Raw genomic sequence first — 25,727 nt, forward strand, 5'->3', positions numbered from 1 at the left:
CGTATCCAAGAAAAATTAGGCTACCTGACACCTGCAAAATATGGTGTAATGGCAGCCTAATCAAGGTGTTTTATATGTGTCTCATATGGCTAGGTCAGTCTAGAAAGATGCTTTTTTCATCCGATGATAACGCGTTCTTTAGGATATGTGTAAGGTATTTTGTTTGTCTTTCCACCCAATGTATACAGGAATGAAATAAGACCGACTCGCCCGATGAACATCAGAACCATTATGATCAATTTCCCGATCACTGAAAGGTCAGAAGTAATTCCGAGTGACATGCCGCACGTACCGAAAGCTGAAGTGATTTCAAACAGGAGTGCAACAACCGGAACATTCTTTTCGGTAATGAGCAAAATAAGCAATGCTGTCATGACCATAACTGCAGCAAGCAAAATGACTGCGTATGACCGATAAACGTCAATAAGCTTGATTTCGCGCCGGAAGATATTGATGACATTATTGCCCCGCGCAAAGTTGATGAGGAATAGGAGCGCGATGGCGAATGTCGTCGTCCGGATCCCCCCTCCTACCGAACTAGGGGAAGCCCCGATGAACATCAAGGAGGAAATGAAAATATCCGTTGCATCACTGAATTGTGTAATATCATAAGTCGTCAATCCCGCAGATCGTGAAGATACGGAATGGAACAATGAAGCAAAAATCTTTTCATGCCATGAAAGTCCCTTAAACGAGTGGAATGACTCCAAAATGAAAATGAGTAATGCACCCCATACGAGTAACAGCCCGAACGTGACGGTCGTAATTTTAGTGAAGAGCGAAAAACGGAAATTCGGTACTTTTTTCGAGAAAAAGCTTTTGACTTCGATCAGCACCGGAAAACCGATGGCCCCAAGGACGATCAGAATCATCGTAACCGTTTGTAAAAAATAATCATCGAAATAAGGAAGCAAAGAAGATCCCGTAATATCGAAACCAGCATTCGTCGTTGCCGAAACCGCCATGAACATCCCATTCAGCAAGGCTTCACTGAACGTGTCGTAATATCGCATAATATATAATGTCAAAATGATTCCACCTGTAACTTCAATCAAAAAGATGATCCGGACAATCTGATTAATGAGCCCTACGACTCCTGCCAACGAATATTGGTTATGGTCGACCATAATGAGTTGCCGTTCTCGCAGGCCGATCCTCTTCTTGACCAAAAGCCAGAAGAATGTACCAATAGACATAATGCCGATCCCGCCCAATTGCAGGACGAGCATGATCATGCATATCCCGAAGACCGAATATGTACCCCCGATGTCGACAGCAGTCAATCCAGTCACACTTACCGCACTTACCGCGGTAAACAGACTATCTATGAAGCTGACTTCAACTCCAGGCAAATAAACGCCCGGTAAGTTTAACAGCAGGAAGGAAAATCCGATCGCCAAAAAATAATAAAAGACGATAACTTGAGCGGGTGTGAACCTATGCAGACTTTCCCTTGTGAGTTTCATGCAATCATAACCTTTCTAAAAAGAGGGAATCATCTTTCCATTTTAGTGAACTTTCGCTTAAAAGGAAAGAAAACCACTACAACAAAATATTCGACCGGTACATTTTACCATGTACCGGTCGATTCGTTCATGCTTTTTTTCGATTTTTTGCCATTGCAGTCAAGTAACCGCCGACAGCGATTGCCGCAAGAACAATCCAGAATGTGGACTTCCACATCGTCGAATGCGGAAATGCTTCATCGATTATTTGCAGCTTCGGATGTGCCAATGTCAGTACGACCAATTTGACCCCTACCCAGCCGACAATTAGGAAAGCCGCTGTTTCGAGTGATGGATATTTTTCGAGCAACACAACGAACTGTCGCGCTGCAAAACGGATGATGACCAAGCCTATAATTCCACCAAGCAGCATGACCACAAATTGTCCGCCGTTAATGCCACCGATATGAAAATCGCCAAGCTCAGGCAAAGTGACTGCCAATGCGACCGCTGCTAGCATCGAGTCTAGAGCGAATGCGATATCTGCCAGTTCTACCTTGAACACCGTCATCCAAAAACCTGATTGCTTCCGCGGCTTCTTCACATCGTGATCATCATTTCCTCTATCCAATAAGCTTTTGATGGAAATGAATAAAAGATAGGCTGCCCCTAACGCTTGTATTTGCCAAATATTCACCAAGAACGTAATCATGAACAATGCCGCAAAGCGGAAGACGAACGCACCAAGCAATCCATAGAACAATGCCTTTTTCTGTTGCGGTCTTGGAAGGTGCTTCACCATGACGGCCATTACAACAGCGTTATCCGCTGCCAACAACCCTTCTAGTGCGATCAATACAACAAGTACCCATGCGTATTCTAATAATATTGCTTCCAATTGATTTCCTCCTTATTTTTCCAAATAAAAAAACCCTCACCTAATAATAGGCAAAGGTCTCGCTAAGTCAGAAATTATTATGTATAAAATCCTGCTATCATAACCGATGGCGCTTGCCATGTATTGACGACTATGAAATAGGTTGCCCTATAGCTACTCCCCTTTGACAACTGTCAAAGAAATATTTAGTTGTTGAGTGCTTACCAAAAAATTATACCATTAAAAATGCCTGGGTACAATTCATTAGCTAAGAATAAATACAGAAAAAATCCGGAGACTTGTATCCCCGGAATTTCATTTATTCAGTTTCAACCGCATGTTTTCTGGTTTGTCGATCGAACAAGCTATAGATGATCGGAACGATATACAGTGTCAGGAACGTGGAGCTGATTAGTCCGCCGATTACGGCAATCCCCATCGGTTGATTCATTTCAGTCCCTTCGCCAATGCCGAGCGCCAATGGCAACAGTCCTAAGATTGTCGTCAAGGCGGTCATCAGAATCGGTCGGACACGATCCCTGACCGATGCAATAATTGCATCATACGAAGACATTCCCGCCTCTTTCCGTTGGTTAATATAGTCGACGAGGACAATTCCATTGTTGACGACTATCCCGACAAGCACGAGAATGCCAATGACCGCGGTCACACTGACCGGGGTATTCGTTACGAACAATCCTACCGCCACCCCTATCACCATCAATGGCACGGAGAACATGATGACAAACGGATATTTGAATGACTCGAACTGTGCCGCCATCACGATGTAGACGAGAACGACGGCAAGGATAATGGCCATGAGCATGTCATCGATAGCACTCTCGAACAGTTCGCGATCGCCTCCATAAGACATCTCCGTCTCTTCCGGCAAATTGATGCGCTCCACGATTTCATTCACTTTGTCGGTCATATCCCCAAGTGATAATGAAGATGCATATTTGATATCGAAGGAGACTGAATGGGCTTGGTCGACCCGCCGGATGGAAGCTGGCCCTTCCGCTATGGAAATCGTCGCAACATCTTTCAGTGCGACAAAACCGCCAGTCGGTGTCCGCAATTTGATTTGTTTCAACTTTTCTATACTGTCCCGATACCTTTCGTCATATTGGACGATGACCGAGACGACATTCTCTTCTTCATCTACAAATTGAGATGCGATTTGGCCCCGAGTAATTGAATTGACAGTTTGTGCGATTTGATAAGGCGCCAACCCTAGGTCTGATGCCTTTTCGCGATTCACTTCAATATGGATTTCCTCTACAGTATCTTGTAGGTCGTTTGATATTTCAAGAACCGAATTCAATTTCTGCAGCTCTTTATCAAGCCTACTCACGGATTCGTTCAATCTTTCCTCGTTCGTACCTTTCAACGTGAAGGATAATGTATTCGGACTCGAACCAGCCGCAGTCTGCATTTCAAAACTGACATCCGCCTCTTCACCTACAAGTGCAAGAACATCAGGTTGAACATCATCGACGAACTCGAATACTGAACGATTCCTCTCCGCAAGTGGCATAAGTTTAATGTACATTTCGGCTCGATCCGATTTTGAGCCGCCTTGCGCCATACTTCGCTGCGTCCCTCCAATTAGGCTGACGTAAACATCGATATCCTTTTCCTCTTTCAGTCTCGTCTCAATCTTTTTAACGACCGAATTTGTGGATGATAATGATGACCCATTCGGCATCTTAATCGAGATGCTAAAGAATCCTTCATCGGTCGGCGGCAGGAATTCCGTACCTACCTTGAATAATCCGAAACCGCTGGCAGCCAATAGAACAAGTGTCAAGATTAAAATGACGGCCCTATGTCTGAGCGACCATTTGACGGATCGTTCAAATCTGTTCAACGTCTTCGAGCGACGCCTTCTAGCTTCGATATTCTTCCGTGGTTTAGTAAGCATTCGGCTCGCCATCATCGGAACAACTGTCAATGCGACAACGAGGGAGGCGAAAAGACTGAACGAAATCGTCAACGCAAACTCCGTGAAAATCTGTCCGATCAAACCACTAATGAAAATGACAGGCACAAATACGGCTAGTGTTGTCAACGTCGAAGCGGTGATAGCACCGCTGATCTCTTTCGCACCATCCCTTGCCGCTTCTGCACGGTCTTTCCCCATCGCGATATGCCTTTCGATATTCTCAATGACGACGATTGCATTATCGACGAGCATCCCGATCCCTAACGCCAACGCACCAAGCGTCATGATGTTGAGTGAGAAATCGGCGAAAAACATGAGGACGAACGTAACGATGACCGAATAAGGGATGGCAATGCCGATGATGATCGGGCTTTTGATTCCCCTAAGGAATAAGAACAAGACGATCATCGCGAATAATCCACCAAGCAATAATGATTGCCCGATATTTCCGACCGCGAGCTTCACGTAATCACCTTGGTCGAACAGGATGTCCGCCTCGACATCTTTGTATTCCTCTTGTGCGAGTAAACGATCCAAAGCAGCTTTGAACTCAGTGGATACGGTTGCAGTATTGGCGCCGGATTCTTGGAGCACGGACATCAGGACAGCCTGTTGATCATTCGCCCTCGTTTCGGAAGTCGCTTTCGCTTCGAGCATGGCAACATCCGCTACATCCTTCACTTTCACTTTTTGTCCGTTTAGCGGATTGACCCCTACCGCGACTTCCTTAATATCTGTAATGGTCGTCAACGTGCTGATGATCCTAGTCGTCAGTTGCTTTCCGCCATTTGTTTCAATAGGCTCACCGGGCATCGATACATTGTTCGCTTGGATTGCCTGTACAATATCTGATTGGACGAGTCCAAAATTCTCAAGCTTTTTCTGATCCAATATGACTTGAACTTCTTCCACCAATTTTCCTGTAACGGTGACGCTTGCGACGCCTTTTGTCCGGCGCAGCTCTGTTTCCAGACGCTCGGCAATATCACGTATATCCGCTTCTTCCGAGCTCGTCCGAAGCGACAACTGGATGACCGGAAACTGTGCAGGGTCGAATTTCATGAACCTTGGAGCATTCGCACCTTCAGGAACAGGCACCTGGTCGATCCTTTGCATGATGTCTAGTTGTACATCATCGATTTTTGTGGACCAGTCAAACATGAGCAGAATGAAGTTCGCGCCTTCTTGGGACGATGATTGCATAGATTTTAAGCCAGGAGCAGTCGACAAACTCGCCTCAAGCGGCTTTGTCAGTTTTTCACTCACCTCTGTGGAGGATGCGCCTGGATAGTTGGTAACGACGACTGCTACCGGCGGATTCAGCTCGGGAATGAGCGTCACTGGTATTTTAAAAAAGGAAACTGCCCCTAGGATGATAACTAAAAACATTGTCACAATCGTAAAGACAGGTCGTTTTATGGAGAAGTTACTGATTTTCATTTGCACATCCCTTTCATGAAAAAACACTTACTTCTATCATATTGAAAGACGGTGGTAACATCAATCTTGAGCATAAAAACTCCTCATATAAACGCACTTGGAAAGTTATCGATCATTTTCCGGGATTTATCGATCATTTCCCGACTTTTATCGATCAATCCGGGCGAGTTATCGGTCAATCTAAAGAAGTTATCAATCACTTCACAAGAGTTATCGTCATTTCATGACCTATGACCCATCCGAAAGCCAATAAAAAACCGGAGAGACCAAGTCCCCCGGTTAAATTGATAAATTATAACAAGCTGTACAATCGGATGTCCGGATATTTGTCACCGAACCAACGGAGTGCAAAGTCGTTTTCGAACAGGAACACGAGATTGTCGTACCGGTCCTTCACGAGCATGGATCGTTGACCAGTCATCGATTCTTTCACGTCGCTTTCATTTTCAATCCAGCGAGCGACTTTGGAACCGATATGTTCCATATGGACTTCCACGTTGTATTCGTTTTTCATACGGTGCTCGAACACTTCAAATTGAAGTTGACCGACCGCGCCCAATAAGACTTCTTCGGTATGCAGCGTTTTGTAATATTGGATGGCGCCTTCCTGAACTAATTGAAGGATCCCTTTATGGAAATGCTTTGATTTCATGACGTTTTTAGCTGTGACACGGACGAACAATTCAGGCGTGAACTGCGGTAGAGCTTCAAATTGGAAATTCGACTTCCCTCCGACGACTGTGTCACCGATTTGATAGTTCCCCGTATCGTACAAGCCGATGATGTCGCCTGCAACTGCTTCATTTACCGTTTCACGGTCATCCGCCAAAAATTGCGTCGTCTGTGATAATTTGATCGTCTTTGAAATACGAGGCACGGTGACCGACATTCCTCTTTCAAATCCGCCGGAAACGATCCGGACAAAAGCGATACGGTCCCGGTGAGCCGGGTTCATATTCGCTTGGATTTTGAAAATGAATCCTGAAAACTCTTCTGAATTCGGATCGACAAGTTGTTCATCTTTTGTTTTCCTCGGCTGAGGTGAAGGTGCAAACTGCAGGAATGTCTCCAAAAATGTCTGGACACCGAAATTCGTCAAAGCGCTGCCGAAAAATACAGGAGTCAGTTCCCCATTGGCAACCCGCTCCACGTCGAACTCATTTCCAGCTTCATTCAAAAGCAAAACGTCTTCAAGCGCTTGCTGGTAATAGGAAGTTTCAGTCATCGGATGCTCGACCGCCAGCTCCCCTTCTTCATTCAACGGAAGGAAGTGGCTATCCCCTTCCACACGTGCTTGCTCGATGCGATTGTTGAATCGGTCATATACGCCGATGAATTCTTTTCCCATCCCGATAGGATAATTCATTGCATATGATTCGATTTCCAGTACTTCTTCCAATTCTTCCATCAGTTCAAGCGGCTCTTTCCCTTGACGATCCATTTTGTTCATGAACGTAAAAATCGGAATTCCTCTCATCCGGCAGACTTTGAATAGTTTGATCGTCTGAGGCTCGATCCCTTTTGCAGAGTCGACCATCATGACAGCTGCATCGACCGCCATGAGCGTACGATATGTGTCTTCACTGAAATCTTCGTGTCCCGGTGTATCTAGAATATTGACGCGTTTGCCGTCGTAGTCGAATTGCAACACGGAAGATGTTACTGAAATTCCCCGTTGCTTTTCGATTTCCATCCAGTCTGATGTCGCGTATTTGCCCGTCTTTTTTCCTTTTACGGTACCTGCGTCACGGATGGCACCGCCGAAATAGAGCAGTTTTTCCGTCATTGTCGTTTTCCCGGCGTCCGGGTGGGAAATGATTGCAAACGTGCGCCGTGATGCAATCTCTTCTTTTATAGGTTTTAGCATTTTGTCTGAACTCCTTCTTTTCCGCTTTTCTTAGCATAGTCAGATTGCGAGTCATTTTCAACCATTTTTTCTCCGCCAACCAAAGTCTTTTGTGAAAAGGAAAAGAGCCGCCTAAATGACAGCTCTTCATCCCCTTATTTTTCAATAAAACCTCTTCCGAATTTCTTTTCCGCTTCTTCCAATGCGATGTCGGCATCGGAATGGGGCAGCTTCTCTCTGCCGATGATTTGAAAGTCTTCATGACCTTTCCCGGCAAAGATGATGATATCCCCTTCATCAGCAACCGAGACAGCATGACGGACGGCTTCTTCACGATCTCCGATGCATGCATATTGATCGTGCTGCATGCCTGCTTCAAGCTCCGACAAAATCGTCTCATATGCTTCATCTCTCGGATCGTCTGTCGTCAAAACAACATAATCGGCGATTGACGCCTTCTCTGCCATAATCGGGCGTTTGATCCGATCCCTGTTGCCCCCGGTCCCGATGACGAATATCAATTTGCTGGCGGCGTCTTTATATGGAAGAACCGCCTGGATCGCCTTTTCGATCGCATCGGGCGAATGAGCGTAATCGACATAGATTGTCAGCGGCAATTCTGTCTCAACCTTCTCCATCCTGCCTTTTGCGGAAGGAATGACGGCTAGCCCTTCAAGGATGACTTCCATTTCAAGTCCTTTCGCATATAAAGCTGCAATAACGGCGAGTGCATTGTATACGTTGAATTCACCGATCAACGACATTTTCACATCGAAGCCGCCGGCAGGCGAATCCAAGTAAAATGAAGTGCTGTCAACAGTCAGTTGGACGTCCATCGCACGGAAATCCGCTTCATTGTGAACACCATAGGTCAATACCGGAAACGAGGTCATTTCCTTCATCCGCACTCCCCACGGGTCGTCCACATTGACAACGCCGAACTTCGCCTGTTCCAGATCTTGTCCAAGCTGCGCGAATAAAAGCCCTTTTGCATGCCCGTAATTCTCCATCGTCCCATGGAAGTCCAAATGGTCATGCGATAAGTTCGTGAAAATCGCAATATCAAATTCGGTTCCCGCCAATCTGCCTTCGACAAGTCCATGTGAAGATACTTCCATCGTCATCGTCGAGCATCCTGCGTCGGCTGCCTGTTTGATCATTTGTTGAGTTGTCAGTACATCGGCCGTCGTATTTTCCGTTTCAAATAAAACGCCATCCAAATTAAATCCGATCGTTCCTGTCACTGCAGATTTTTCGCCTGCATGGTGCAATACGGAATGAAGCATATTGCTGACACTCGTTTTTCCGTTTGTCCCTGTCACGCCGATCATTGTCATCCTTTTGGAAGGGTAGTTCATGAATCGGGGAGCAAGCAAGGCGATCGCCCTTGACGTATCTTCCACATAGACGACTGCAACTTTGTCCGAGTCCACCTTGAGTTGACTGGATGCGACAATCACTCTTGCACCATTGTCAATCGCTTTCGGAACGAACGCATGTCCATCCACGGTAAATCCTTTTATGCAGACAAAGACGCCACCTGCATGGACAGCGCGTGAATCTACCGCGATGTCTGTAACGGTATCAGGTAAAACCCCTTCCACTTTCTTTATTGGCAAACATGAAAATAAATAACCGGTTTCCATCACCAGTCCTCCTAACTTCTTCGCATTATCTAGCTTCAGGCGCTAGATCGATGCCTTAATTTCTGCAAAAACCGCAGAAATACGGCAAAACGAACCCTTCGCTGTTCGATTTGCTTGGGTCATAAGTCAATGTTGCTCTGTGGCAAAAAACGCCACGACGCATCCTTGCCTTATGCCTGTCGCATCTGAGCAAGCGCCTTCCGCTTTTACTCCATCATTTCAGATGTTACATATGCATGCAGTAATTGTGCAGTCGCCTTTAATGAATCAACATGCGTTCTTTCCAACGCGTGTGACGATTCGATTCCAGGCCCGAACAATGCATGCCTCACATCGAAGCCTGCCCGGATTGCAGCTGATGCATCAGACCCGTAATAAGGGTAAATATCCAACTTGTATGGAACGTTCCCTTTTTCACATAGAGCTGTCAAATGGCGCGTCAATGCATAATGGTACGGCCCGCTTGAATCTTTCGCGCAAATGGATACGGTATACTCATCGGAAGTTTGTCCATCACCGATCGCTCCCATATCGACAGCTATATATTCGACTGTTTCGTCCGGGATATTGGAATTCCCGCCATAGCCGATCTCTTCATTGTTCGAGATGTAAAAATGAGTCGTATTCGGAAGTTCCGTCCCGTTTTCCTTCAATGAACGGATTAATTCCAATAGAAGTGCAGTGCTCGCTTTATCGTCAAGATGTCTTGATTTGATAAAACCGGTTGGCGTCACTTCAAATCTCGGATCAAAGGAAACGAAATCCCCCACTTCAATGCCAAGCGCTCTCGTTTCAGCTGCATTTGTCACTTTTTCATCGATTCGCACTTCTATATTGTCGGCATTCCTTTCCGCGCTTCCTGAATTGCGGTATACGTGGACCGTTGTCTGATGCATCAAAATCGTACCGCGAACTTCCTTGCCGGAAGCAGTATGTATATGGCAATACTCGCCTTCCACAGCATTCCAGTTAAATCCGCCAATCATCGTCAGTTTCAGTCTTCCGTTACTTTTAATTTCTTTCACCATCGCTCCTAGCGTATCGGTATGCGCAGTCAATAAACGGTGGCGAGAATCATCTTTTCCCTTTATTGTCGCGATAACCGCCCCTTTATTCGTCCGTTTGAACGGAACCCCTATGCTCCCTAGTTCGTCGATGATGACTTGCATGACTTTTTCCGTGAAACCGGACGGACTTGGCGTCTCTACCAGCCTTTTTAACACTTCAATTGTCTTCGACTCGTTAAATTGATGCATCTTCATATCCCCTTTTCTTTTTCTGAAATTTCCGTTTCCATAATAAAACAAATGATGTATGATACTTATAATACTACTACTTTCTGAGGTGTATCAATGGAAAACAGTCAGCCCATCCAATCGAAAAATAAATATCTCCTCATTTCTTTCGGTTTTATTGTTTTCTTTCAGTTGATTGCTTCCCTCTATGTTGATGAATTGCAATATCTGTTGCCAATTACAGCCGCAGCAGTGTTCAATATAAGCCTCTTTGGGCTAATACATTATGGCAAGATAAACCAGAAGATCATTAGCTGGCTAATCATTTTGGGAAGCAATATTTATATCCTTTCCTTGTTGTTCGTCAACGCAGACTTTCCTTATCTCTTCTTTTTATTTTTCCCGATCATCATGTCCCTCATTTACAGTGATAAGTACTTGCAACTAACCATGTTAAGTGTGACAACAATTGAAATGACCATCTTATTACGCCTATTAGGCCCTTATTTCCATCCTATCAGAGACGCAAAAATGGTCATCCATTTTAGTTTCCTATTTGTTATCGTCATGTTGCTCCTTTTCATTCTCACAGTGAAAATTGGTCCACAAATGAAAAAGCTGCTCATCGAAAAAGAAGTGATGAGCGTAACCCTGTCTTCAAAGGAGGGCTATTTGGACCTTTTGTTCGAACATTCACATGATTCGATTGCAGTTTTCAATCTTGACCAAAAGCTGCTCGCTGTCAACCCTGCATTTGAAGAGATGTATGGATGGAAAAAAGAGGAGTGCATCGGTAAATCCATTCAATTGACGCCCCCCTCGCAATTCGAAGAAATTGCTGAGCGTCAAAAATACCTTTTGCAAGGGAGGAGCTTTAAAAATATCCGTTCAAAAGAAATCCGTAAGAACGGCACTATTTTTGAAGCCGAAACGACAGTTGCACCGATCTATGATAAAAACAATAAAATCGTCGCACTATCACTTATCACCCGCGACATAACAGAAAAACTGCAAGCGGAGCGGCTGAGGATCGAAGCCATTAAACTGAATGCAATCGGCGAGATTGCCGCTACCGTTGCCCATGAAGTGCGAAACCCGATGACTTCAGTAAATGGATTTGTACAATTGATGAATGAAGATCCCGAAAATCCTTACCGAATGTATACAGAAATTATGGAAAGTGAAATTGAGAGAATCAATTTGATTGCGAACGAATTTTTGATTTTATCGAAGCCGAATATTAAAAAACGAAAAGAACTTGATGTAGAAAATATCATCATAGAAGTCATTAGCCTTTTTGAAGAGGAGCTTAAGCATCGGCAAATTGAATGCTCACTTTATTTGGCAGAATATCAGACGACAGTTTTTGGCAACGAAGAAAGTCTGAAACAGGTGTTTATTAATCTGATGAGAAATTCCATGGAAGCGGTCCGGGATGGCGGCAATATTACTTTCTTCAATTCAATCGTCAATAATATGCTTTCCATTACGCTGAGCGACAATGGCCACGGGATGGACGAGGAGACTTACAAACAATTATTCCTACCATTTTTCACGACGAAAGATGGAGCGACAGGACTGGGGCTAGTCATTACAAAAAAAATAGTGCTAGATCATGGCGGCAACATTGAATTTAATGGATATCGAAAAATAGGTGCTGAACTGATTGTGAAATTACCTATTTACTCATCGAATAAATATCAGGACTTTATGAAGATCAATGAAAGATGAGCTTCGCGCCATATGAAAGGCGAAGGAAAATGTAACGTATTCCTTCGCCTAGTATTTGGCGATTATTTTAATAGTTTTTTTACGATGGCCAGTTTATTGCCATATGGCGGATATCCAAGGCGGATTGGTACTTTTGTGCTTTTCTTCAAAATTGACTTCGAATGGGTAAACAGATCAAAACTCGCCTTTCCATGGTACGCATTCATGCCGGATGCACCGACGCCGCCAAAAGGAAGATGGATATTCCCGACGTGCGATATCGTATCGTTAATGCAGCCTCCTCCGAACGAAAGATGCTCCAAGAAATATTCATGTGCCTGCTCGTTTTCAGAGAACAAATACGCAGCCAACGGTTTCGGCATTTGGCGTATGCGGTGGATCGCCTCACCTAAATTGTTGTATGTCAAAATCGGAAGTACAGGTCCAAATATCTCATCATCCATTGCAGGACCGGTCCATGACACACCATCCAAAATCGTCGGACTGATATAGAGATCATCACGATCCATTTTTCCACCAAATACGATATGCCTTTGTTCCTTGTTAATGATTTCAGTTAGACGAACAAAATGCTTTACGTTGACAATCCTTCCATAATCAACGCTTTTAGCACTGTCTTCCCCATAGAAGTCACGGATGCAGGTGATCATTTCCTTCAAAAACTTGTTCTTTACGGTGTCATGGACGAGGACAAAGTCGGGAGCAACGCAAGTTTGCCCGTTATTCACAAACTTCCCCCAAACGATCCGTTCCGCCGCCCTTTTCAAGTTCGCTGTCTGGTCGACAATGACTGGACTTTTCCCGCCTAATTCCAGAGTGACTGGCGTCAGACGTTCCGCCGCAGCCTTCATGACGATTTTTCCTACAGTCGCACTTCCGGTGAAAAAGATATAATCGAATGGTGCATGGATGAGTGCAGTAGTTTCGTCGACCACACCTTCAACGACTCGGACAAAATCTTGGGGATATATTTCCGTTAAGATGTCCTTAATGACTTCGCTTGTATGGATTGTCGACTCAGAAGGTTTGACGATTGCGCAGTTTCCAGCTGCGATTGCACCAACCAATGGATCCATGATCAACTGAAATGGGTAATTGAATGGACCGATGATCAGCACGCTTCCATATGGTTCCCGAACGATGAAACTCTTTGCAGGTTGCAAATATGCAGGCGTCTTTACTGACTCGGGCTCCATCCATTCCTCCAAATGCTTCATCATGAAAGAAATGCTCGAGAGGACGAATCCTACTTCCGTCACGTATGATTCAAACTGACTTTTCCCTAAGTCTTTCCGCAACGCTTCATGGATTTCATCTTCTTTTAAAATGATTGCTTTTTTCAAGCGCTCCAACATGTCCAACCTGAATTCAGCATGTTTCGTCATTCCAGAATCAAAAAAGTTCCGCTGTAAAGCGATCATTGAATCGATTTCATGAGCAATTTCCACAAAAACCCTCCTCCTTCAACAAAACAAATTGTCAATATAGCAAAAGAACTGAATTCACTTCGCCAAATTCCGACCAATTACGCAGTTTGGGAAATTGGACGCCAACATATACTATGATTACATAATTCATTATTTTGTTCCTGATTTTTAGATACATCCGCTTATAGCCTCAATGAAAAACGGCTTGTTTTACAGGTCCGCAAGCAATAGGTCTAACGGTCCTTTTTAAGCAGTTTGCGTTTTAGTTGCGCTGAGCCGAGGGTAAAGACATATCACATAGCCACAAACCGAAAATCATTGAAATGGAGGAAATGAACATGACAACAACAGAAACTTGGTGGGAAACAATTTTTGAAGGAAATCTTTCATTAGGTCTCAACAAGGAGCGCATCACAGACCTCGACAATGAAACTTTCCTCTACTTTGACAACGAACTTGGAATGGAACAAGATAGCCAACAAGCTCATACACATTAATGAACCAAGCTTCCCTTACTGCGGGGAAGCTTTTTTCGTCCAGCTTCGGGCGTCCTCAGCTTTTGTTATTCGATGCTTCGCCATAAATAAAGTGCAGCATAGCTTAAATAGGGTGACCATGATGGAAAACGCGCAAGCATTTCATCAGCAGTCGGCTTCCGATCAAGATTCCATAAACGTTTTAATGCATTTTGGAGACCGATATCGGCCAACGGGAATAAATTCGGCCGGCCTAATCCAAACATGAGGAAATTCTGAGCCGTCCACGGGCCGACCCCACGATGGATGACCATTTCTCTTGTCACCTCTTCATCGTCCATTCCTGAAAACTTTTCAAGGTCCAACTTCCCATCGACAATGGAACGCGACAACCCGATGACATATTCCGCTTTCCTTCCGCTGAATTGAAGCTTACGTAAATCGTCCACTTCCAGGGTTGCAATCGTTGCCGGCTTTGGATACCGCCATACGCCATCCTGTTCAGATCCGAATGATTCTACAAAGCGCATCGTCAAAACGTGCGAGAATGCAAGATTCAACTGCTGGTGAATAATGTTTTTCATTAACGTTCCGTAGAGCGAAAAGCTTTGGATAAGAGGCGTACCGGCATGATCTTTGAAAAGCTGTTCAAGATCGGTGCCCTCGAAATGGTTTGCAATAGTATCCAAGGGCCGGTCGAAATGAAAAATGGATTTGATTTTATCTGCTTGTCCGTCATCGATTAAATTTTCCAGCACGAACGTAGGAGAAGCGGTTGTGCCGGTGCCACTGAGCCTGATGACATTCCCTTCTTCCATCGGAATGCGGATTTCTCGCTTCGCCAAATCAACGGCGTTCACCGGATCGCCCGCCAATCGTTCAAGTGCCCGTTCAAAGTCATAGGCAAACGGAAGTGTAATTTGTGTATCGATCATGATCACCTCTTTTCTTCATATTCTACCTTTTTTTCGTGCTTATAAAAAACTTTTAGAAATAGTGTTGACTTCTATGGCAAACAAGCTATAATAATAAATGTGCAGTAAGCAAGCAACACATATTCCCGATTCCGTAGCTCAGCTGGGAGAGCGCTACCTTGACAGGGTAGAGGTCGCTGGTTCGAGCCCAGTCGGAATCATTGGGTGCCAAACCCGTAGGAAGGTTGTCGGAACAACAACCTTCTCCAGAAACAGTCCTATTAGGCCGGATGCCTAGGGGCTGTTTTTTTGTCGTTTTATCGAATGTCTGTAGTATGGCAACTATCTTAAGTCTGGGTTAATTGTGATTTGGTAAATGTCGTTCTGGAAATTCAATTGATGATAATGTCTTTAGAATTTCCTGTACAATTTGAGTTGGTTCGTCTGGTGCATCCAACTGCAATTTCGCTGTGGTCAACGTGGTTAAACCGCCATGAACATAATTAATGCCCTTATCACGTTTTACGATGTAGTTATCGTACAGTGGTGGGCTTGGGTTCTCGATGAACCTTACAAAATAATTCATGCTTTCACTCAATGACTTTAGACCGATGGTTAGCTCTTCCTTGGACCTGCCAAGGAGCGTCTTTGTATCATCAGGCAATGCAATCGGGATTTTCAGTTCCGATAGCATTCGGGAACTTTCGGCAAGCTTATGTTCCGCCGATAAAGCAAGATCATAAAGCTCATGATCATCAACAACCCCATCAAATTTCTTCAACGGTTCTACGCCGATGTTGATTATATTCAAGACTTTTCGTTGATAGTTTAAGAATACTTCCTGAAATACACTGTCCTCATTTTCTGCCGCATAGACTGAAGTGGATAGGATAACACAGAAGCAGATCAAAAATATATTAATTTTGAACATGCCCATATTTTAACTTTCCCCTCCTCATCATTGTTTTTTACATGTTTCTTTACTTTGGTCTAAATCGATAATTGTATGTAAGTTACAAAAAAATAGGTTGGTTCTGCACAAAAAAACCAAGTAACTGTATTTGCAGTCACTTGGTTTCTTGATTTACTCTTCACCGATTGGTTAAAAAACCCGAATGCATAAGGGCTGTTTTAATAAATCCGTTTATAACCTGATGTATGTCCAATCCTTACTACTTCCCCTACATATACTGTAAAAGCATCAACTGAGGAGGTGTTAGTTATGAGCGCAGGTGGATATGGATATGGATATGGATTTGGTAATAACTTCACTTTGATCGTCGTTCTGTTCATTCTTTTAATCATCGTGGGTGCTTCCGGCTTTTTCGGCAAGGGATTCTATTAAGTTCACCTCGCCCGAAGCTTTAAAGGACAACCGTTTATTTCGTAATATCGTCCAAACCGCCATCAAAGCACCTTCAGGCAAGTAAGGATATCTAAATCCACATTACGACTCTTCCCTGCAACACCAACATTTATTTTTCCAGAACAGACCTGCTTGGCTTGAGGCCTAGGGTCTGTTTTTTTGTTTAATACGTAATCTAATAAATATTCCAGTTGCTTTGTGTGTAACGATAAGAGAATAGGCTCAACGACTCCTTATACAAAAAAATCAGACGAAAAGTTCTTCGCCTGATTTCATTTGATAGTGACGCCTCAGTTACGTTGAGCTTACGCTTCCCTTACCATCTTCAGAAGCAAATGCGCAAGTGTATGTTGTTCTTCTTTTGTCCCTGCATTCCAAAGTTCCATTAACACTTTTTCTTCCCTATTCCGTGGGTTTTCATGTTTGGCAAGATAATTTGCAACAATTTCAGTTGTCTTAGCGAGTTTTTCTTCACTTAACCCCATGTTCTCCCCTAATTCGACTTTTTCAGCCAGGTACTGTTTAAACTGATTGAAGTTTTCCAGTATTTCATCCTTTGTCTCCTCTTTCACTTTGGCTAATTCCTTTTGCACTTTGTCTTTCATATCCATTCACTAATCACTCCTATCTATAGTTGAATTTTTAGTATGGCCGATAACTTTAAATCAAAACACAGAATAACCTCCACTTACAATTCAAATGCCGTATAGCTGCCTTCGTCATCAAACTCTTCAACCGTAATCACCCGATCGGAGAACTGTGCCACTGTATTTCGATTGCACCCGATGACAAGGGAAAGGACATTGAATGCTTTCTCACGTTTCTTTTTATGAAAAGAAGCTAAGAACGAAGTCGTTAAGTGATCTTCGCCATCTGTGATAAATACAACATCTGCCTGTTTAAAACGACTTTCACTGATTACGCTTAGCGCCTCGGTAAGTGCCGATTCAAAGTTCGTTCCTCCCCTTAAAAAGGTCTGTGCGAGTTTCATCATTTCTAAAACGCATATTTTCCCTTTTACATACTTGAACGTTTGAATGCGCGAAGAAAATACGATTAGGCACAAATCCCTTCTCTGCTTCCTCGCGATTGACATTAGGGCTAATGCAAACCCTTTTGATTGACTGTCAAGGCCGCTCATACTATCTGATTGGTCAAGGCAAAGGACAATCGGCCCTTTCTTCAAAACTTCCGGCCCTCCCCGTTCAAATTGCATCGTTTGCATTTCGGAAAAACGGCGAAGGAAATCCGTTTTCATGACCGGATGGGTGTAATAACAGAGCTCGACCGGTAGTAAATTCTCAATGTCGTTTCCAAATGTAACCCCTTTTCTTGCCGGAGATGCACCCTTTTTTGACTTTTGTTTACTTCTGGCAATTTGTTTGAATCGACCGGCCCAATCCGCTATTTCTTTCATCTTTTTAGTGGATGCAATTTTCTCTGCTAATCTTATCTTGTCGCGCAATGGAACTTTTTTCAACTCAGCTTCAGCATTGCCGGCAGATAGGCCACCGAGTAAAGAGATTAATCCCTCTTTCACATGCTTGGCTTCATGTCTAGCTCGGTCAATTACTTGTAAGAGGCTTTCGCTATTACTTTGAACTGTTTGCTGTAACTTCGCATTCAATTCAATGAGTGCTACCCGACCACTCTCTGGTAGTTGCTGATTTCGCGATTGCCTGACCAGCAATTGAAATTGGCATGCTTGTTCTTGAAGATCAGCATCTTGCTCCACTAGCTGAACGAACCAGTCGTTTATTTTCTCCCCAAATACGATCGTACTGATGGCGGATGTCAAGTCATTTAATCGAGTGAAGTTTCGAAAGTAGGAAAATTGTTCATCCGCCATTATGATTTCCATAATTGTTTTATTGACTGAAAGGAATTCTTCACTATCGTTAGCAATGATCGTCGGTTTCATTTTAAAGAAGGAAGCCCAAATATCACCTAGCAAAGGTTCAAACTTCGGCAATATCGCTTCATCTCTCACCTTTTGAAGCCTCGGCGAAATTTCGAGGATCTCTTTAAAACGCCTTCTATCAAACGCATCTGTATTTAATACTGACCTGTTCTCTTCGCATACCTTCCTGTTTGCCACCTGATTTTCACATCCCAACTGCTAATGATCTAGATCTCATTTTGGCCAATAAAATACATAGGCTCTAAAATGGCGTTGAGGATTTCTTGTTGCATCGATTTCACGTTGACATGCAACGCATTGATTTCCGCTTCCTGATTTCCATGGAGCTTTTTGAGCTCTTCCAAATCGCGTTCAAGCGCGTTCATTTTTTGGTTTGCTTCCATTCCCGCTTCCACCGAAGTATCTTGCTTTATCATCGAAAAAATTTCTTTCGCTTCAGCCCGTATAGAATCAAGCGCCTGAATAACCGTGTCTTGTGCATGTCTACGAACGATGAGTGAAACGGTGTCTTTTTGGTCAATCGTCTCCCAAAGGGTATGTTCAAGGATGATCATATCCTCTACTGCTACGGCATTTCTTTTGCGGATCAACGCTCGCGCCTGAAGCAGACGAAGGGATTGCTTGAATCGTCGATCAGACGGTTGAATCCCTTCATCCCTCAACTCCTTGCGTAGTGTTGACAGGGCCATATATACATCGTCTCGGATAACAACCCGATCCGTTAAAAGTTGAAATTGCGTCAAATCATCAAGCGTCATGGTCGGCAATTGCATTTGTTTTCCTTCATTTTTCATCATGGAAATAAAATTCGAGTCTTCTTTAATATAGTCAACGTCAAACCGAAACAGAAAACGGTCGTATAACGCTTCAAGCCCCTCCCCCTCTTCCGGGAATTCATTCGAAGCCCCAATGACCGTCATTAGAGGAACTTGTATCGGATTTCCATCGTTGTAAAAAATCCTTTCATTCATGATGGTTAATAAACTATTTAGTATAGCGCTGTTCGCCTTGAAAATTTCATCCAAAAACACAATATTCGCTTCTGGCATTTTTGTTGCCGTATTCCGCTTGTATACACCTTGTTCGAGGTGCTTTAATGATAAAGGGCCGAACAACTCCTCCGGTGTGCTGAACCTCGTCAGCAGCCATTGAAAATAGCGGGTGCTTTGTATCATTTTTGCAAGCGAGATGGCCAATGCGGATTTTGCCGTACCCGAAGGCCCGATGATCAGGATATGCTGGCGGGCTAATACCGCTATCAGAAGTGCTTCAATCTCAGCTTCCCGCTCATAGAACTTGGCATTTAGCGCTTTGATCATCTCATCCAGCTTTGCTATGTTATTCTCCATTCACCACGACTCCAATCACTTACGAATAGGCTTTCCTCAAGCTTTTCCATCCCGGTCATGTGCTATTCCGATTTTCAAATATGATTCTGCAATGAGAAGCCGCTCGCATTCTTCAAACAACACCAAAATAAGTTTGACAACTTTGTGAACAAGATAAATAATAGAGAAAAGGGGTGTTGGTAGTGGAATCCAAATTGAAGATGTTGAATGCAGTTAAAGTTGTCGGACTCACAGTGCTAACGATCGGAATCTCCATTTTCTTGTATGGATTTTTTGTAAGCGATTACAGTGCCGTCACTGGCATCGGAATCGGGACTGTGATGGGGGCGATTTTCATCTTCCTGATGGGGGTCTTCTTCGTTGCAACGGAAGAAATGTTGGAAAAGACGGATAAAGGAATGCGGGGCATTCATTAAAAAAGAAAGGAGCGTCCATAACGGCGCTCCTTTCCTTTTTATTACATATCCCAAACCATGATCAATAACGTTCCGAAGATGGTGACGAGGGCGATGGCAATTCCGTAGTAGATATTTGCGTAAATCGCCACTTTGTCTTCCGATTCGCCAGCATGCATAAAGCCGACAAGCTGAACAGCTGCTTGTATGAATGCTGTTGCCAAAAGTATCGTCATCCCTACCGCAAATGACACATCCAAGAAGTAGACGGTCAGTGCTGCAGCTGTCAGAACTAACGAAAAGACAAATCCCATTACTTGTTTACGTGGGAATAATTCACTCATTTCACATCATTCCTTTCAAGTAGATGAAGCTGAAGATGAAGATCCAGACGACATCTAAGAAATGCCAGTAAAGAGAGAAGATGAATGATTTATTAGCCGTTTCAGGCGTCAAGCCACGTTTTTTCACTTGCAGGATAATGAATAATCCCCAGAAGAGCCCTAGTGTCACGTGGGCACCGTGCGTCCCTAATGTCGTCAACAGAATGCCCGTGAAAGCACTCACTTGAAGACCGGCTCCAACATGGGCATAATGTGTAAACTCATAAATTTCGACACCTAAGAATGAAAGACCGAGAAGCAACGTGATGGCAAAGAACGTCATCATCGCATTTTTTCTACCGATCCGCATCGCATGTACACCAAGACCGATTGTAAAGCTACTTGTCAGCAGCAAAATCGTTTCAATGAGCACCGGGGTGAGTTCGAAGATTTCTGCCCCTGCTGGTCCGCTCCCCGTACGATGCTCCAATGTGAAATAGGTTGCAAAAAGCGTCGCAAACAGCATCACTTCAGCCCCAAGGAAAATCCAGAAACCGAGTATGTTCAACTTATTCTGTTCGGTGCCATATTCAAGTGGAAGCGAGTTATCAATTTTCATTTGTTAACACCTCGCTGTCTTTTTCTGTTGCTTCAATTTCTTTAACGGAAATGTAATGACCGTCGTCTTTTTCAAATGAACGGTGAGCCATGCATGCAAAGATTGCAATGGTCGTAATGATTGCCGGAATCCACATGCTGAATATGAACGAGAAGCCCCAGACGAAGAAGATACAGCTCATGATGAACGGCACACCGCTGTTATTCGGCATATGAATCTTCTCAATTTCACCTTTGAACAACGGCGTACCTTTTTTCTTATGATCCCAGAACGCTTCTATGGAATCGACATGAGGCGTCCGCGCAAAGTTATATGATTGAACCGGAGTCTGTGTCGCCCATTCAAGTGTACGGGCATTCCACGGATCGGAACTAATATTCCGGGATGAATAGCGTGTACTGTAATAGACGTTATAAACAATCAACGCAAATCCGATCGCCAAACCAACCGCTCCTACAAAGGAAAGCATGTTCAACGGACCAAACCCAGATGCTTCAGAGTATGTGTACATCCGACGTGCTTGTCCATCCAAGCCCGTGAAGAACATCGGGAAGAATGTGACGTTGAAGCTGATGGCGATAAACCAGAATGCCCATTTACCGATTCGTTCATTGAGCATGAAACCGAACATTTTCGGCCACCAGTACGTAAGACCGGCAAGCATCGCGAATACGACACCCGGAATGATTGTGTAATGGAAGTGAGCAACCAGGAACATCGTATTATGGTATTGATAATCGGCGCTTGCCATACCGAGCATGACCCCTGTCACCCCGCCGATCGTGAAGATCGGGATGAACCCTACGGAATACAGCATCGGAACTGTGAATTTGATTTTCCCTTTCCGCATCGTCAACAGCCAGTTGAAGATCTTAATTCCCGTTGGAATCGCAATGGCCATTGTCGTAATGGAGAAAATACTATTCGTTAAAGGCCCTTGCCCCATCGTGAAGAAATGGTGCGTCCAAACTAAGAAGGAGAAGAATGAAATGATCACAATTGAAGCGACCATCGATTTATAGCCGTATAGGTTACGTTGCGAAAACGTTGAAATGATTTCACTGTAAATACCGAAAGCCGGCAGGATCAAGATGTACACTTCCGGATGACCCCAAACCCAGAACAGGTTCGCCCAAAGCATATCCATCCCGCCATTTGTCATGGAGAAGATATGGGTGCCGAATAGACGGTCCATTGTTCCGAGCAATAGTGTGACTGTGAGGACTGGGAATGCGAATACGACAATCGCATTTGTGATAAGTGCTGTCCAAGTGAACATCGGCATTTTCATCAATTTCATGCCTGGTGCTCTCATCTTAAAGATCGTTGTCATGAAGTTAATGCCGGAGATCAACGTACCAATACCGGCAATCTGAATCGATATCAAATAATAATTCGTCCCGACAGATTGACTGAAGTCATTCCCTGCAAGCGGGAAATACGAAGTCCAACCAGCGTCAGGAGAACCGCCGATCACGAATGAAATATTGAATAGCATTGCACCCATGAAGAACAACCAGAAACTGAGCGCATTCAAACGAGGAAACGCTACATCGCGAGCCCCGATTTGTAGAGGCACAACGAAGTTCATGAGTGCATAGATAAATGGCATCGCCATAAAGATGATCATGACAACCCCGTGGGTCGTGAACACTTCATTGTAGTGTTGGGCATCCAATAATTTGTTGTCAGGTACAGCAGTTTGCGCCCGCATCATGAGTGCATCCACCCCGCCGCGGAATAACATAAGCAATGCAGCGATGAGATACATAATACCGATGCGTTTATGGTCGACTGTTGTCAGCCATTCGCGCCATAAATAACCCCATTTTTTAAAATAGGTTAAGCCTACGAGAATCGCAATCATGGTAAGTGCAATGGCTACCATCGATGCGTAAATCGCAGGACTAGGATGAGGTATGGCAAATCGATCAAAGTAGTCCATACTTGTTGTACTCCTTTCGGAAAATTAATTCGTGACACATATGGAAAAAAATTTTTCAAGTGATATTAATGATGATCCGAATGATCCATCTCTGCTTTGGCATGCACATCTTCGGAATGATGTTCATGTTCATCAGCGTGGCCAGCACCATGATCGTGACCTTCGGGCGGTGGCAAGAAGCCCAAATGTGTTCCATTGAACGTCATTTGCCCTAGATGGCCAGGTTCCAATAACTCATCAAACCTCTCTTTTGTTAAAGGCTCGGCAGTCGATTTTACTTCTTCCACCCATTTATCAAATTCCTCTGCTGGCATTGCCTCTACATGGAAGATGTTTTCAGCAAAGCCTTTTCCGCTGAAGTTCGCATTTCTTCCCATATATTCACCAGGGACTTCAGCTGCCAAATGTAATGTGGTGATCATATCCGACATCGCATACTTTTGTCCGCCGAGCTGCGGAATCCAGAAGCTTGTAATCGGACCATATGAGTACAGTCTAAATTCCAACGGTCGATCCGTCGGGATATACAAATAGTTCACTGTTTCAATATTTTCTTCCGGATAACTGAAATGCCATTTCCAGTTAGAGGAGGAAGCATAGACGACCAATGGTTTCTGGCCCTCATATCCTTTTGGTGTCGCCTCAACTTCATAATTTGATTTGACAGTGACAATGGAAAGGAAAATGATGATGATTACAGGAATTCCAACGATAATCGATTCAACAATCGGATTCCCTTCGATATGTGGCGGTTCATAATCCTCACTCTGCTTTGAAGCTCGATATTTAACTACGACATATATCATTAAGGCAAAAACGGCAATGACAACAATTGCCATCGTTGCAATCGAAATCCAAATGACATTGGCAGTCGTTTCAGCTTGTGGTCCTTTCGGATCTAGAACCATCAACGGTTCGCAGCCCGCCAACAATGCTAATACACCGATAGCTAAGCTAACTAAAGCCCATTTCTTTTTCATGGAAGTACCCCTTTCTATTGTTCTATATGCGATAGAAACAGCGTCTTAAGCAATCGTATTTTGCAATCTCTCGTACTCGAGATTGGTATATCTTAATATAATAAAATCCCAAAAACAATTAGCAGATTAGCACTTCATAACATCTTCACGAAACGTCAATAGAATGGACACATTTTGTACAACTAATTGACAACTTTTTATTTAAAAGTAATGAAATATATTCCAATATTACTTTGTGTTAGTTCATTTACATACGAATCAAAAGATGCTTTGCTATACTAAGGACAGATAAAGGAGGAAACGAAATATGACTAAGGAAATTCAGATGGATTTGTCAACAGAACAACGTGAAGAAATACTCGGGGTATTGAAAGCTCGCTTTGAGAAGCACATGGACCGACACGAAGGAATCGAATGGGCTAAAGTTGAGGCAAAACTTGAAGCCAATCCTGAAAAATTGTGGTCGCTCAATGAAATGGAAAGTACCGGCGGCGAACCGGACGTTGTCGGCTACGACGTGGAAAAGGATGAATACGTTTTTTTCGATTGTTCGGCGGAAAGTCCGAAAGGCCGTAGAAGTGTTTGCTACGATCGTGAAGCATTGGAGTCTAGAAAAAAATATAAACCGGAAAACAGTGCGATGGATATGGCAACTGACATGGGCATTGCGCTATTGACGGAAGACGAATATCGGATGCTGCAGACACTCGGAAATTTCGATTTGAAAACGTCAAGCTGGGTGCAAACACCTGCCAATATTAGAAAACTCGGCGGGGCTGTCTTTTGCGACCGCCGCTACAATACTGTCTTTTTGTATCACAACGGAGCAGATTCCTACTATGCCGCAAGGGGCTTCCGCGGTTCACTTAGGGTTTAAAACTATATAAGTAATTGCACTTCATTCAAAATGCCAAAATCCCTTAACGCTACGTACATAGCATTAAGGGATTTTTGTCATTTCGATAGGTTCCTGCTTATGTGTTATCGCACATAGTTGAATAAACTAGAGTGGTATACTTTATTAGTAAGCAGGAGGTTTTTTGCTTGTCACACAGAGAAAATAGAGGATTCCGGTTTTGTATTTTCCCTAAATATAACTGGTGCGGTCCAGGGTGTAACGGGCCGGAAGATCCAGTGAATGCAGTGGATGCTGCATGCAAAGCACATGATAAATGTTATCGCCGATATGGCGACCGATGCCATTGTGATAATGAATTACTTCGACGCCTCCGACCCTATTTAGATGACGACACGCTGATGGGAAGGCATGCGCGTCTTTTATACAATTATATGCGGATTCAAACGTTATTCACTTGTAATATTTTCAGGAGATATTGAACCGGCTTCTCCCTAAGGGATAGCCGGTTCCGGAATTATTGAATCGGTATTAAAATTTCTACGACCTCTTCCTCGGCTCCCTCTTCCAAATAGTAAATCTCAATCGGAAATGATTTGTCATACCATTTTTGCTTGTAGCCATTCTCGCCCATCCATGCAAATATTTTGGTATACCCTTGATCGATTGTTTTATTGGAACAGCTGATTTTGGCATACTCGGTCATTGGAAGATTAAATCCGATCATCCCTTCAGGTATTTCAGTAAGCACCCCTACCTCCACACATGCGAAATAAGTGGCGACGATATCATTGCACATATACGGACTGAGTAAGACATGTTTGTTTTTACAATTTTTGATTTCATCGATTCGTTTTTCAAAATCCATTTGAACCTTAATGGCTGCATCCGGGAATGATTCTGGAAAATTCGCTGTTATGCTCTGTCCAACCAATTCGTACTCCTTCTGAATAACTTCACATTCAAACGTGGCAATCGTTTTTACTTCCAT

At 43.7% G+C, this 25,727-nt stretch carries 23 protein-coding genes and 1 tRNA gene; 7 read left to right on the top strand and 17 right to left on the bottom strand.

Translation table 11 applies throughout. The annotated features are described in order from the left end of the window. Positions 1-116 precede the first annotated feature (116 nt). The 6 genes from ACFPTP_RS02995 to ACFPTP_RS03020 all read right to left on the bottom strand — a co-directional run bounded on the left by ACFPTP_RS02995 (position 117) and on the right by ACFPTP_RS03020 (position 10,455). Positions 117-1,466 carry a TrkH family potassium uptake protein gene (locus tag ACFPTP_RS02995; RefSeq protein WP_381442047.1) on the bottom strand — a complete coding sequence of 450 codons (1,350 nt, stop codon included), beginning with the start codon at positions 1,464-1,466 and terminating at the stop codon, positions 117-119. A gap of 127 nt (positions 1,467-1,593) precedes the next feature. Beyond that, the gene (locus ACFPTP_RS03000; RefSeq protein WP_381442049.1) at positions 1,594-2,343 is read right to left on the bottom strand and encodes a TerC family protein; all 750 of its coding nucleotides are present in this window, start codon (positions 2,341-2,343) and stop codon (positions 1,594-1,596) included. A 298-nt stretch (positions 2,344-2,641) separates the two neighbouring features. Next, on the bottom strand, positions 2,642-5,707 hold the full coding sequence (locus ACFPTP_RS03005) for an efflux RND transporter permease subunit (protein ID WP_381442052.1): 3,066 nt from the start codon (positions 5,705-5,707) through the stop codon (positions 2,642-2,644). A gap of 292 nt (positions 5,708-5,999) precedes the next feature. Further along, on the bottom strand, positions 6,000-7,574 hold the full coding sequence (locus ACFPTP_RS03010) for a peptide chain release factor 3 (RefSeq protein WP_381442054.1): 1,575 nt from the start codon (positions 7,572-7,574) through the stop codon (positions 6,000-6,002). Positions 7,575-7,708: 134 nt separating this feature from the next. After that, positions 7,709-9,199, bottom strand: a complete 1,491-nt coding sequence (locus tag ACFPTP_RS03015) for a UDP-N-acetylmuramoyl-L-alanyl-D-glutamate--2,6-diaminopimelate ligase (RefSeq protein ID WP_381442057.1) — start codon at positions 9,197-9,199, stop codon at positions 7,709-7,711. A gap of 206 nt (positions 9,200-9,405) precedes the next feature. After that, complete coding sequence (locus tag ACFPTP_RS03020; protein WP_381442059.1) at positions 9,406-10,455, bottom strand: M42 family metallopeptidase; 1,050 nt, start codon at positions 10,453-10,455, stop codon at positions 9,406-9,408. A 96-nt stretch (positions 10,456-10,551) separates the two neighbouring features. Between ACFPTP_RS03020 and ACFPTP_RS03025 the strand changes: the two genes are divergently transcribed. Further along, entirely contained in the window at positions 10,552-12,165 is a 1,614-nt protein-coding gene (locus ACFPTP_RS03025) for a two-component system sensor histidine kinase NtrB (protein ID WP_381442061.1), read from the top strand. A gap of 62 nt (positions 12,166-12,227) precedes the next feature. Here ACFPTP_RS03025 and ACFPTP_RS03030 read toward each other — a convergent pair whose 3' ends face one another. After that, the gene (locus ACFPTP_RS03030; protein ID WP_465269802.1) at positions 12,228-13,613 is read right to left on the bottom strand and encodes an aldehyde dehydrogenase; all 1,386 of its coding nucleotides are present in this window, start codon (positions 13,611-13,613) and stop codon (positions 12,228-12,230) included. Positions 13,614-13,930: 317 nt separating this feature from the next. Between ACFPTP_RS03030 and ACFPTP_RS03035 the strand changes: the two genes are divergently transcribed. Then, positions 13,931-14,089 (top strand): hypothetical protein, encoded by a 159-nt coding sequence (locus ACFPTP_RS03035; RefSeq protein WP_381442063.1) that lies wholly within the window; start codon positions 13,931-13,933, stop codon positions 14,087-14,089. A 65-nt stretch (positions 14,090-14,154) separates the two neighbouring features. Here ACFPTP_RS03035 and ACFPTP_RS03040 read toward each other — a convergent pair whose 3' ends face one another. Next, positions 14,155-15,003, bottom strand: a complete 849-nt coding sequence (locus ACFPTP_RS03040) for a DNA-3-methyladenine glycosylase family protein (protein WP_381442066.1) — start codon at positions 15,001-15,003, stop codon at positions 14,155-14,157. 127 nt (positions 15,004-15,130) lie between these two features. On the opposite strand from ACFPTP_RS03040, the gene ACFPTP_RS03045 reads away from it, so the two are divergent. Next, a tRNA-Val gene (locus tag ACFPTP_RS03045) sits at positions 15,131-15,203 on the top strand. Between the two features lie 137 nt (positions 15,204-15,340). Here the strand turns inward: ACFPTP_RS03045 and ACFPTP_RS03050 are convergent. Next, on the bottom strand, positions 15,341-15,919 hold the full coding sequence (locus tag ACFPTP_RS03050; protein WP_381442068.1) for a hypothetical protein: 579 nt from the start codon (positions 15,917-15,919) through the stop codon (positions 15,341-15,343). Between the two features lie 285 nt (positions 15,920-16,204). Between ACFPTP_RS03050 and ACFPTP_RS03055 the strand changes: the two genes are divergently transcribed. After that, on the top strand, positions 16,205-16,327 hold the full coding sequence (locus ACFPTP_RS03055; RefSeq protein WP_381442070.1) for a YjcZ family sporulation protein: 123 nt from the start codon (positions 16,205-16,207) through the stop codon (positions 16,325-16,327). A gap of 326 nt (positions 16,328-16,653) precedes the next feature. Here ACFPTP_RS03055 and ACFPTP_RS03060 read toward each other — a convergent pair whose 3' ends face one another. From ACFPTP_RS03060 to ACFPTP_RS03070, 3 genes are all read right to left on the bottom strand, one after another. Next, on the bottom strand, positions 16,654-16,959 hold the full coding sequence (locus ACFPTP_RS03060) for a DUF3243 domain-containing protein (RefSeq protein WP_381442072.1): 306 nt from the start codon (positions 16,957-16,959) through the stop codon (positions 16,654-16,656). Positions 16,960-17,036: 77 nt separating this feature from the next. After that, positions 17,037-18,446 (bottom strand): VWA domain-containing protein, encoded by a 1,410-nt coding sequence (locus ACFPTP_RS03065; protein WP_381442074.1) that lies wholly within the window; start codon positions 18,444-18,446, stop codon positions 17,037-17,039. Positions 18,447-18,475: 29 nt separating this feature from the next. Next, a complete protein-coding gene (locus ACFPTP_RS03070) occupies positions 18,476-19,618 on the bottom strand; it encodes an AAA family ATPase (protein WP_381442076.1) in 1,143 nt (380 codons plus the stop codon). Positions 19,619-19,800: 182 nt separating this feature from the next. Here ACFPTP_RS03070 and ACFPTP_RS03075 point away from each other — a divergent pair, with 182 nt between their 5' ends. After that, the gene (locus tag ACFPTP_RS03075; RefSeq protein WP_381442078.1) at positions 19,801-20,034 is read left to right on the top strand and encodes a hypothetical protein; all 234 of its coding nucleotides are present in this window, start codon (positions 19,801-19,803) and stop codon (positions 20,032-20,034) included. 41 nt (positions 20,035-20,075) lie between these two features. Here ACFPTP_RS03075 and qoxD read toward each other — a convergent pair whose 3' ends face one another. The 4 genes from qoxD to qoxA form a co-directional block, all read right to left on the bottom strand. Beyond that, positions 20,076-20,357 carry a cytochrome aa3 quinol oxidase subunit IV gene (gene qoxD, locus ACFPTP_RS03080; RefSeq protein WP_381442080.1) on the bottom strand — a complete coding sequence of 94 codons (282 nt, stop codon included), beginning with the start codon at positions 20,355-20,357 and terminating at the stop codon, positions 20,076-20,078. 1 nt (position 20,358) lies between these two features. Continuing rightward, entirely contained in the window at positions 20,359-20,955 is a 597-nt protein-coding gene (gene qoxC / locus ACFPTP_RS03085) for a cytochrome aa3 quinol oxidase subunit III (RefSeq protein ID WP_381442082.1), read from the bottom strand. Further along, a complete protein-coding gene (gene qoxB, locus ACFPTP_RS03090) occupies positions 20,945-22,900 on the bottom strand; it encodes a cytochrome aa3 quinol oxidase subunit I (protein WP_381442084.1) in 1,956 nt (651 codons plus the stop codon). The genes qoxC and qoxB overlap by 11 nt, the downstream gene beginning before the upstream one ends. Before the next feature lie 65 nt (positions 22,901-22,965). Further along, positions 22,966-23,880, bottom strand: a complete 915-nt coding sequence (gene qoxA, locus ACFPTP_RS03095; protein WP_381442087.1) for a cytochrome aa3 quinol oxidase subunit II — start codon at positions 23,878-23,880, stop codon at positions 22,966-22,968. Between the two features lie 307 nt (positions 23,881-24,187). On the opposite strand from qoxA, the gene ACFPTP_RS03100 reads away from it, so the two are divergent. Then, positions 24,188-24,757, top strand: a complete 570-nt coding sequence (locus ACFPTP_RS03100; protein ID WP_381442089.1) for a DUF4256 domain-containing protein — start codon at positions 24,188-24,190, stop codon at positions 24,755-24,757. Positions 24,758-24,888: 131 nt separating this feature from the next. Beyond that, positions 24,889-25,218 carry a phospholipase gene (locus ACFPTP_RS03105; protein ID WP_381442091.1) on the top strand — a complete coding sequence of 110 codons (330 nt, stop codon included), beginning with the start codon at positions 24,889-24,891 and terminating at the stop codon, positions 25,216-25,218. A gap of 35 nt (positions 25,219-25,253) precedes the next feature. Here the strand turns inward: ACFPTP_RS03105 and ACFPTP_RS03110 are convergent, their stop codons facing one another. Further along, on the bottom strand, positions 25,254-25,727 hold the full coding sequence (locus tag ACFPTP_RS03110) for a GyrI-like domain-containing protein (protein WP_381442094.1): 474 nt from the start codon (positions 25,725-25,727) through the stop codon (positions 25,254-25,256).

It is taken from the genome of Sporosarcina koreensis (genome assembly GCF_042655825.1).
Classification (GTDB): Bacteria; Bacillota; Bacilli; order Bacillales_A; family Planococcaceae; genus Sporosarcina; species Sporosarcina koreensis.